The organism is Devosia elaeis, from assembly GCF_001650025.1.
GTDB classification, from domain to species: domain Bacteria; phylum Pseudomonadota; class Alphaproteobacteria; order Rhizobiales; family Devosiaceae; genus Devosia; species Devosia elaeis.
In genome coordinates this window covers 19,948-29,255 of the sequence record NZ_LVVY01000099.1, presented here as the reverse complement: position 1 = coordinate 29,255, position 9,308 = coordinate 19,948, and the positions used below count along the sequence as shown (strand labels likewise).

Here is a 9,308-nt window from a genome sequence, read left to right as displayed (position 1 = left end):
CAAACCCCCGGTCAGAAATGACCGGGGGTTTTGTGTTCTGAAAACAAGAGAATGAAATGAAGGAAAACGCTTTCAAGGCCGAATGCAACAAGTGCTTCGCCCTGTGCTGCACTGCCCTTTCCTTCGAACGCGGCGACCAGTTCGGTCATGACAAGCTTGCAGGACAACCTTGCCACTATCTCCAGGCCGACTTTCGATGCCGTATCCACGCCCAGCGCGAGGCATTGGGCTATGATGGCTGCGAAGCCTTCGATTGCCTGGGCGCCGGCCAGCGGGCCAGCGCTCTCCATGCGGGAGAAAACTGGCGCAATGATCCCGCCATAGCGCGCCGGCTCTATGCCAGTTTTTCGCTGCTGATGCGGATCCAGGAAATGCGGCAGGCGCTCGATACCGCGGCTGAGCTGCCATTGGATGCGGCGCTGCATGAAGAGCGTCAAGCCTGCTGACAACGCTCGCCGAACAGGCGGATGGCGGAAACGGCGATATCGGCGGCACAGCCAGTCTGACGCTGGCCGAGGCCAAGAGCTTCCTGCGGCGCCTGGCGCCGGCCCTGGCCGACTAGGCGCGATCTGCCGACGGATCGATGGGCTTGACCTTGCCGAGGCAAGCGCCATGCTGGGCCGGTCATTTTCAATGCGATGAGATCGATGCGCTTTCTGATCCTGCTTGCCGCCATTCTGCTCTTCGCCTTTTCCGCCCACGCCCAGGAACCCGCCGCAGAACCGGCTCCGGCCGATGAACTGATCCGGATATTGGAGGACGACACAGCCCGGGCCGAGCTTATCGAACGCCTGCGGCAGGCGAGTCCGGGCGAAAGCGCGGAGGAAGCGGCGCCTGCCGTGCCCGATCTCAGCATTGCCCGGCAATTGGCCGAATATACCCGCAGCGTGGCCGAGGGAGCTTCGGCTACCGTACGCTCCTTTGGCAATGCGCTGGGCAATTTCCAGGATCTGTTCGCCGGCGGTCTCAATGCCGATGCCGAAGTGGTGCGCAATCTGGCGATCAATCTGGGCATTGTGATTGTCGGGCTTGTGAGCAGTTTCTGGCTCCTGCGGCTGTTGACCGGCCGGATCAATCGGCGCCTCGCCAGGGGCGGAACGGAGCGCGGCATGTTGCGGCGCCTGGGTGGGCTGATCACGGTGGCGCTCGTCGATGCCGCCGCCATCGTCGCCGCCTGGGCTTTCGGCTATGTACTGGCGCTGAATACCGGAATTACCCCGAGCGGGCAGATGGGCATCAACCAATCGCTGCTGCTCAATGCCTTTCTTGTCGTGGAAGCCAGCAAGCTGCTGGTCCGGCTGGTGCTGGTGCCGCAATTCGGCACATTGCGGCTCTTGCCGGTGACCGATGAAAACGCCGCCTATTGGTCCTTCTGGGCGGCGCGGCTGATTTCGCTTGTCGGCTATACCTTCATGTTCGTCTCGCCCATGCTCAACAGCGTGGTCTCGCGGGCGGCAGGCGGGGCCGCTCAGGTGCTGGTGATGGCCACGGCGATCACCATTGCCATCATCATCGTGCTGCAGAACAAGGACGATATCCGCATCTGGCTGGCCAATGTTTCTGAACGGCGCAACAATGACGGGCTGGGCCGGTTGCTGGCGGCCCTGGGCCAGCATTGGCATGTTCTGGCCATCGTCTATCTGCTGACGCTGCTTGTGGTCTGGTTCGCCAATCCGGAAACCGCGCTGCCCTTTATGCTGGGTGCCACGGCGCAATCGCTGATCGCCATCGCCATCGGTTCGCTGATCATCGGCTTCATCGGCCGCTTCGTCACCGCAGGGCTCAGCCTGCCGGATGACGTGCGGCAGCGCCTGCCGCTGCTTGAGCCGCGCCTGCGGGCCTTCGTGCCCGGTGTCATGACCATCGTGCGCTGGGTGGTGATCGTCGGCATCCTGGTGGCGATCGGCCAGGCCTGGGGGCTGTTCGATTTCGCCGGCTGGGTCGGCAGCGAGGAAGGCCTTGCCGTGGCGGGGTCGGTGGTATCGGCCGCCCTTATCGTTCTGGTGGCGATCGTCCTGCATGTGGTGGTGTCGTCCTGGGTCGAATATCGGCTCAATGCCAAGGTGGGCCGGATCCCGACGGCGCGGGAGAAGACCCTGCTCAACCTGTTCAAGAACGCCTTCACCGTGGCCCTGGCGATCTTTGCGCTGATGCTCGCCCTGGCGCAGATCGGGGTCAATATCGCGCCGCTCCTGGCCGGCGCCGGGGTAGTCGGCCTGGCCATCGGTTTCGGGGCCCAGAAACTGGTGCAGGACATCATTACCGGCATCTTCATCCAGTTCGAGAACGTGATGAACGAGGGGGACGTTGTCGAAGTGGCGGGCCGCTCGGGTACGGTAGAAAAGCTCACCATCCGCTCCGTCACCATTCGCGATATGAGCGGCACCATTCACCTCATTCCCTTTTCCTCGGTGGATCAGGTCTCCAATATGGTGCGCGGCTTTTCCTTCTATGTCGCCGATGTGGAAGTGGCCTATGACAGCGATATCGAGGTCGTCAAACAGGCCATGCGCGATGCCTTCGACGTGGTGATGCAGAGCGAGCACAGCAATGTCATCCTCGATGAGCTCGATCCGCCGGTCCTGGTCGCCTTCACCCAGACGTCGATGAAGCTGCGGGCGCGCATCAAGACCCTGGCCGGCAAGCAATGGGGCGCGGGGCGGCTCTATTCGGAAACGGTGTGGCGGCTTTTCGCCGAGCGCGGCATCCGCAAGCCGACGCCGCAGGTTTCCTATGTGCCCGGCCTGCCGGCGCCCTGGACGGCCGATGAGGGCGGGAACTGAGCGCGGATCCTGATGCCCAGGGGCGGCCAACGCTTTCGTGATCGTGATCCGGGCGCTGCCGCTTTTGCCTTAAGGCGATCTTAATCGAAGCGGTTAAAATAGAGATACGCGCTGTGGGGGCGGCGGCGTTCACCGCCGGCATGCGGGCCGGCATGCCGTGACTTGTCTTTGCGTATCAAGAGGCCGAAATGTCCCTTTCGTTCCGAGCTCTTCCCCTGTTTCGCCATCTGGGCCTGGCCCTGGCGCTGTCTCTCGCCGGCATGGCCGCCGCCCAGGCGAGCACGGCCGATTTCGTGCGCGGCCTCTGGCCCGAAGCCGAGCGGGCCGGGGTCAGCCGGCAGGCCTTCGAGGCGGCCTTTGCCGGCTACAATCCCATTCCGCAGGTGATGGAGCTGACCAGGAAGCAGCCGGAATTCACCCAGACGGTGCAGCAATATATCGACCGGCGCGTCAATGCCGCCCAGACCAACAAGGGCCGGGCCATGCGGGGCGAATGGGCCCAGACCCTGGCCGGAGTGCAGCAGCGCTACGGGGTGCAGCCGGAAATCGTCCTGGCCATCTGGGGCATGGAGACCAATTTCGGCGGCTATATGGGCGGCAACAACACCATCCATGCCCTGGCGACGCTGACGCAGAACGGATATCGTGCCGATTTCTTCCGCGGCGAGCTGGTGACGGCGCTGCGCATCGTCACCGACGGCCATATCGCGCCCAATGCCATGGTCGGGTCCTGGGCCGGGGCCATGGGCCACACCCAGTTCATGCCCTCGAGCTTCATGCGCTATGCGGTCGATTATAATGGCGACGGCAAGAAGGATATCTGGAACTCGGTGCCCGATGCCCTGGGCTCGACCGCCAATTACCTCAAGAGCTTCGGCTGGCGGCCGGGCGAGACCTGGGGCTATGAGGTCAAGCTGCCGCAGGGCTTCGACTTCGCCACCGCCCAGCAGATGGACAAGGCGCCGCTGAGCCAGTGGCAGCGCATGGGCATCAGCCGCGTCTCGGGCCGGGATTTCCCGCGGCCCGGCGATACGGCCCGGCTCTACCTGCCGGCGGGGGCCAGCGGCCCGGCTTTCCTGCTGCTGCCCAATTTCGATGTGATCAAGCGCTACAATAATTCCAATTCCTACGCCCTGGCAGTCGGCCATCTGGCCGATCGCATCCTCGGTGGCGGCGATTTTGCCACGCCCTGGCCGGCGGGGGATTATTCGCTCACCAAGGCGCAGCGCAGCGAAGTGCAGGCCCTGCTCAACCGCGCCGGCTACGATGTCGGCGCGCCCGATGGGGTGGTCGGGCCCAAGACGCGCGCCGCCGTCATGGCCTATCAGCAGCGTGCGGGCCTGCCCGCTGACGGACATGTGTCCGGCCTGCTGCTGGACAGGCTCAAGCGTTAGGGGCAGTTAACACTCCGTTAACCAATTCGGCTCAAGGTTGGCCCGCTTAAGCAGAGGGCAGGCCAGCGACCGGTAAACGGCGCGCCTGCCCTCGCCCATTTCGGCGTCATAATCTTCCCGGTTTTTTCCACCCATTCTGCCCGCAGATTCAGCACCCGAATTCACCATCATGTCCCCGTTGCACCGCGCCCTTGCCGCGCTCATTGCCCTGGTCTTTCTCGGTTCCGGCGCCGTTTCGGCCGCCTCGATCATGGATCCGTTCAACATTCCCCCCGCCATGGACGGGGGTACCGCCAAGGTGGGCGACGGCATCGCCTATGCCGATGGGCCACGCCACAAGCTGGATGTCTATGCCCCCGAGCAGCGAGGCGAGCCGGCCCCGGTGGTCTTCTTCATCTATGGCGGCGGCTGGAGCCGCGGCGAGCGGGCCGATTATCAATTCGTCGGCCGGGCCCTGGCCTCGCGCGGCTTCGTGACGGTGGTGGCCGATTATCGCCTGGTGCCGGAAGTGCGCTATCCCGGCTTTCTCGAGGACAGCGCCCGCGCCCTGCGCTGGGTGCAGGACAATATCGCCGATTATGGCGGCGATCCCAATCGGCTGTTCCTGGCGGGGCATTCGGCCGGCGCCTATAACGCGGTCATGCTGGCGCTCGATCCGTCCTTCCGGCAGGAATATGGGGTGACGATGCCCATCCTGGGCGTGGGGGCGCTGTCGGGGCCCTATGATTTCTATCCTTTCGAATATTTCGAGGTGCAGGAAGCCTTCGGGCAGGCGCCCAATCCGGAAGGCACGCAGCCGATCAACCTGATCACCGCCGATGCGCCGCCCATGTACCTGGCCACGGGCACGACCGATCCGATCGTGCGCATGCAGAATACCGAGCGGTTCGCGGACCGGCTGCGGGCGCAGGGTGTCTGGGTGACCACGCAATATTACGAGGGCTTCGGACATATGGAGCCGGTCATCGCCATGGGCGCCCTGTGGCGCTGGCGCATGCCGGTCCTCGACGACATGGTGGGCTTCTTCCAGCGCTTCGGCGCCTTTCCCAGTGGCGTGCCCTATCTGGCGGTCGTGCCCGAAGCGCCGGAAATGCTGCCCGATTCGGTGATGCCGACCGATGAAATCGTGCGGCAGCTCAACGCCATGTTCCAGCCGATCGAGGAGTAGGGCCTTCGGGGGTTCAAAGAGCCTTCCGCAGCGCTCGCGCGTGCCGAAGTGCCGGACGGTCAAAAAAACCTCCGGGTTTACTTAGTCGATGGAAGCCCCGAGGCGGATTCCGCCTCAGAATTTAAAAACGAGACGCAATCCGCCCCGGGGCGTCGGGATTTCCGGCAGGGGGTTTCCTAGGGCCGGCTCTCACCGGAATTTCCCATCCCCGGACCCAGCCTCCGTTAACGATGCAGAGGCCTCCCGACTGTCGCCGGACGGTTGATCGTTGCAACCCCATCTCCATCCGGCTGATGGGGGGAGAGTATTATGGGGTGATGGGGGTGGGGATAAGTTTCGGTTTTTTGTGGGTTCGTGCCATTCGCGCGTAGCGCTCATGGCCTTCTCGCCTCAAATCTCTCCACCGGAGAGATTTGCCCTGCGGGACGGCTCGAAGCCCCTCATCCGCCCTTCGGGCACCTTCTCCCCGAGGGGGAGAAGAATGGTGCAGCGTTTGCCTCTTATTCCTCTCCCTCTCGGGGAGAGGGTGGATCGGGCGCAGCCCGAGACGGGTGAGGGGGATGGGTGGCAGGGTGTTTGATTTCTAAACGCCAGCGCCTGCCGGCACCCCCTCCTAGCTCCGCTAGGCCTTCGGCCAAGCTGCGCTACCTCCCCCGTCAAGGGGGAGGTCGGAGGGGCATACGGCATATGCCGGCGGCTTCTCATCGGACCGGGTTCTAGACCGGGGTGATCAGGACCGAGGGGGCCGAGCGGGTGTTGGGGCCGTGGAACACGGCTTCGATATTGTTGCCGTCCGGATCGAGCACGAAGCAGGCGTAATAGCCGGGGTGATAATGCCGCTCGCCCGGGGCGCCGTTATCGGTGCCGCCGGCGGAGAGGGCGGCCTTGTAGAAGGCGTCGACGGCGTCGCGGTCCCTGGCCTGGAAGGCCAGATGGACATGGGTGGGCGGGGTCCTGGCGTCGGCCGCGTCCACGAACAATTCATCGATCTGGAACCAGCCTTCGCCCTTGGCGGTGACGCCGATGCCCAGGACCGCCAGCGCCGTTTCATAGAAATAGCGGCTATTGGCGACATTGCGGGCCCGCAGGTGGACATGGTCGATCAATCGGCCCGTATGGAATTCCATCGCATCTCTCCTCAAAGCCAAAACGAAACCGCCCGGATGATGTTCCGGGCGGTTGTCTGAAAGCGTCAGCAGATTATTCGGCTTCGTCGGCGGGGGCCGAGTTGAGCTGGCCGTATTTTTCCGGCCCGATCTTTTCGAGCAGTTCGAGCTGGGTTTCGAGGAAGTCGATATGGCCTTCCTCGTCGGCCAGCAATTCCTCGAACAGGTTCTTGGAGACGTAATCTCCAAGCTCTTCGCACAGCTCGCGGCTGGCCTTGTAGGCGGCGCGGGCATCGTATTCGCCGGCGAGATCGGCTTCGAGCACTTCCTTGATGGTCTGGCCGATGCGCAGCGGGGCGACGCGCTGCAGGTTGGGATGGCCTTCGAGGAAGATGATGCGCTCGATGAGCTTGTCGGCGTGGTGCATCTCCTCGATGGATTCGGCGCGCTCCTTGCTGGCCAGGCGCTTATAGCCCCAATCGTCGAGGAGCCGGAAATGCACCCAATATTGGTTGACCGCGCCGAGCTCGAGGAACAGGGCCTCGTTAAGCCGCTCGATGACTTGTGCTTCGCCTTTCACGACGTACTCCAATCCGTTGCTTTTTGAGCTTTTCGAGCCCGGACTGGATGTTCACCAGCTCAGCGGGCTCGAGGGCTTGCTGTGCGTGGTAGTTTTCTGTGACCCGCACGATTATGTCCACCACATTCGGCACGCAGCCGGAGCATTTCGCGCGACGGTTCAGTTCGGCATAGACCTTGGCGGGCACCACGAGCTGCCACGGATCGGCCTTGAGCAGATCGAGCACGATGTCCTCGATCTCCTTGGAGCTGATCATATTGCACTGGCAGACAAGCATGGCGGGGCCGGAATGGGATCTCAACGCGGCGGAATAAACGCCTGCCATTCCTGAATGTCAACGTCATAAATTGTCACGTTGCGGCGTGCGTATCTCGCCGCGCTGCCGGGCGGCGATGACGGCGGCCGAAGCGGCGGTGCGATGGGCCGAGGAAAAGAATTCGCGATGGGCCAGGATCAGCACCGTGGCCAGGCAGACGGCGACGCCGACCCATTCGGACACGAACCAGGCCACGGTGGCGATGGAGAAATAATAGGCGCGGATGCCGGAATTGAAATTCTTGGCGCCCAGCGCGTTCATGCGGGCAATGGCTTCGATTTCCTCGTCGCTGGTCACCCGGTCATGATCGAGCGCGCCGAGCATGATGCAGAAATGATTGAACTGGCGCAGCGACAGGGTGAAGGCGAAGAAGGCGAAGACGAACATGGTCAGCATGACGCCGAGATGGATCTGCACGTCCAAAATTGTATAGGTCCGCTCCAGCGACAGGGAATCGAGCGCCTCCATCAGGGCCGGCAATTGCCCGAACACGGCGAAGACCGCCAGGACCAGCAGGGCCGAGGTGGAAGCCAGGAAGCTGACCGATCCCATGATATTGCCCGAGAGAATGGCGTCGAAGGGGCTCTCGCGCCGGGTGGCATTGGCCACCCAGCGGCGGCGCTGCATGTTCATGATGACCGAGAGGGAGGGCCGCAGCTTTTCGACCTGCGGCACGATCACGTTATAGGCGAGATAGGCCAGAAGCGGGAAGATGGAGGTGAGAAAAGTGGACAAGGGCAGCTCCCGGCGCAGCGATGGACATGACTATATCGCCGCGCCGGGATTTGACCACTGCTCTCAGATGGGGCGCGGATTGGCGCGGTAGACGGCATCGATATCGGCCAGGACCGGCGCGGAGAGCGTCAGCTCGGCCGCATCGAGCACATGGCGCAATTGGTCGGTGCTGGTGGCGCCGATAATGGTCGAGGCCATGAAGGGGCGGCTGCGGCAGAAGGCGATGGCCATATGGACCGGGTCGAGGCCATGGCGGGCGGCTACGGCGTGATAATCGCGGGTGGCGCGCTCGGAATGCGGGTTCAGCCGCCAGAAGCCGTTCTGGTAATCCTTGCGGCTCCCCCTGGGCGTGGCGCCGTCGAAATATTTGCCGGTCAGAAGGCCGCCGGCCAGGGGCGAATAGGCCAGCAGGCCCACCTGCTCGTAATGGCTCAATTCGGCCAGGTCGTGATCGAAGATGCGGCGGACGAGGCTATATTCGTTCTGCACCGAGACCACGCGGGGCAGGCCGCCGGCCTCGGCGAGGCGCAGCCATTGGGCAATGCCCCAGGTGGTCTCGTTCGACAGGCCGATATGGCGGATCTTGCCTTCCTTGACGAGATCGCCCAGCGTTTCGAGCACTTCGGCCATATTGGTCAGCGCGCCATCCTTGTCCTGGGTGTGGGGCGCGTAGGTCCAGTAATTCTCGAAATTGTAATGGCCGCGGCTGGCCCAGTGGATCTGGTAGAGATCGACATAATCGGTCTGGAGGCGCCGGAGGCTGCCTTCCAGGGCCGCGCGCACCGAATGGCGGTCGGGCTTGTCGCCATTGCGGATATGGGCATTGCCGCCGCCGACGATCTTGGTGGCCAGGACCCATTTGTCGCGGTCGCCCTGGGCGGCGAACCAATTGCCGATGATGGTTTCGGTGCGGCCGCTGGTCTGGGGACTGCCCGGCACGGCATAGACTTCGGCGGTATCCATGAAATTGATGCCGGCATCGCGGGCCATGGCGATCTGGGCATGGCCTTCGGCCTCGCTGTTCTGGCTGCCCCAGGTCATGGTGCCAAGGCAGATATCGGTGACCTCGAGATCCGTACGGCCGAGCGTCTTGAATTGCATAGAGAAAATTCCGTGATAGGGCGTCGGGGAAACGGAGGGGACCCTAGACCAGCCTGATTTTGCTGGGAAGGGTTTCAGCGGCATTTGCCGATGATCCAGGTGTCCGGCGCGCCGCTTTCCCCAGG

General features: G+C 63.4%; 9 protein-coding genes. 3 read left to right on the top strand and 6 right to left on the bottom strand.

Features of this window, described 5'->3' with window-relative positions; translation table 11 throughout:
* Positions 1–11: 11 nt before the first annotated feature.
* Complete coding sequence (locus tag A3840_RS19465) at positions 12–425, bottom strand: hypothetical protein (RefSeq protein WP_131798328.1); 414 nt, start codon at positions 423–425, stop codon at positions 12–14.
* A gap of 222 nt (positions 426–647) precedes the next feature.
* Here A3840_RS19465 and A3840_RS13610 point away from each other — a divergent pair, with 222 nt between their 5' ends.
* From A3840_RS13610 to A3840_RS13600, 3 genes are all read left to right on the top strand, one after another.
* Entirely contained in the window at positions 648–2,783 is a 2,136-nt protein-coding gene (locus A3840_RS13610; RefSeq protein WP_067457753.1) for a mechanosensitive ion channel domain-containing protein, read from the top strand.
* Positions 2,784–2,971: 188 nt separating this feature from the next.
* Positions 2,972–4,177 (top strand): lytic murein transglycosylase, encoded by a 1,206-nt coding sequence (locus A3840_RS13605; RefSeq protein ID WP_067457750.1) that lies wholly within the window; start codon positions 2,972–2,974, stop codon positions 4,175–4,177.
* Positions 4,178–4,346: 169 nt separating this feature from the next.
* Positions 4,347–5,345, top strand: a complete 999-nt coding sequence (locus tag A3840_RS13600; protein WP_067457747.1) for an alpha/beta hydrolase — start codon at positions 4,347–4,349, stop codon at positions 5,343–5,345.
* A gap of 716 nt (positions 5,346–6,061) precedes the next feature.
* Here A3840_RS13600 and A3840_RS13595 read toward each other — a convergent pair.
* From A3840_RS13595 to A3840_RS13575, 5 genes are all read right to left on the bottom strand, one after another.
* The gene (locus A3840_RS13595; protein ID WP_067457744.1) at positions 6,062–6,472 is read right to left on the bottom strand and encodes a VOC family protein; all 411 of its coding nucleotides are present in this window, start codon (positions 6,470–6,472) and stop codon (positions 6,062–6,064) included.
* 73 nt (positions 6,473–6,545) lie between these two features.
* Positions 6,546–7,031, bottom strand: coding sequence for a bacterioferritin (bfr, locus tag A3840_RS13590; RefSeq protein WP_067457769.1), 486 nt, complete (start codon positions 7,029–7,031; stop codon positions 6,546–6,548).
* Positions 6,997–7,308: a (2Fe-2S)-binding protein gene (locus A3840_RS19110; protein WP_082903895.1), complete on the bottom strand. Its 312-nt coding sequence runs from the start codon at positions 7,306–7,308 to the stop codon at positions 6,997–6,999. Before A3840_RS19110 ends, bfr begins: the two co-directional genes overlap by 35 nt.
* Before the next feature lie 63 nt (positions 7,309–7,371).
* The gene (locus A3840_RS13580; protein WP_067457740.1) at positions 7,372–8,082 is read right to left on the bottom strand and encodes a DUF599 domain-containing protein; all 711 of its coding nucleotides are present in this window, start codon (positions 8,080–8,082) and stop codon (positions 7,372–7,374) included.
* Between the two features lie 63 nt (positions 8,083–8,145).
* Positions 8,146–9,183, bottom strand: a complete 1,038-nt coding sequence (locus A3840_RS13575; protein WP_067457737.1) for an aldo/keto reductase — start codon at positions 9,181–9,183, stop codon at positions 8,146–8,148.
* Positions 9,184–9,308 lie beyond the last annotated feature (125 nt).

Coding starts and splice junctions, on each gene's coding strand:
- A3840_RS13605 (WP_067457750.1), top strand. CDS start 2,972: ATGTCCCTTTCGTTCCGAGCTCTTCCCCTGTTTCGCCATCTGGGCCTG.
- A3840_RS19465 (WP_131798328.1), bottom strand. CDS start 425: ATGCAGCGCCGCATCCAATGGCAGCTCAGCCGCGGTATCGAGCGCCTG.
- A3840_RS13575 (WP_067457737.1), bottom strand. CDS start 9,183: ATGCAATTCAAGACGCTCGGCCGTACGGATCTCGAGGTCACCGATATC.
- A3840_RS13610 (WP_067457753.1), top strand. CDS start 648: ATGCGCTTTCTGATCCTGCTTGCCGCCATTCTGCTCTTCGCCTTTTCC.
- A3840_RS13600 (WP_067457747.1), top strand. CDS start 4,347: ATGTCCCCGTTGCACCGCGCCCTTGCCGCGCTCATTGCCCTGGTCTTT.
- A3840_RS13595 (WP_067457744.1), bottom strand. CDS start 6,472: ATGGAATTCCATACGGGCCGATTGATCGACCATGTCCACCTGCGGGCC.
- A3840_RS19110 (WP_082903895.1), bottom strand. CDS start 7,308: ATGCTTGTCTGCCAGTGCAATATGATCAGCTCCAAGGAGATCGAGGAC.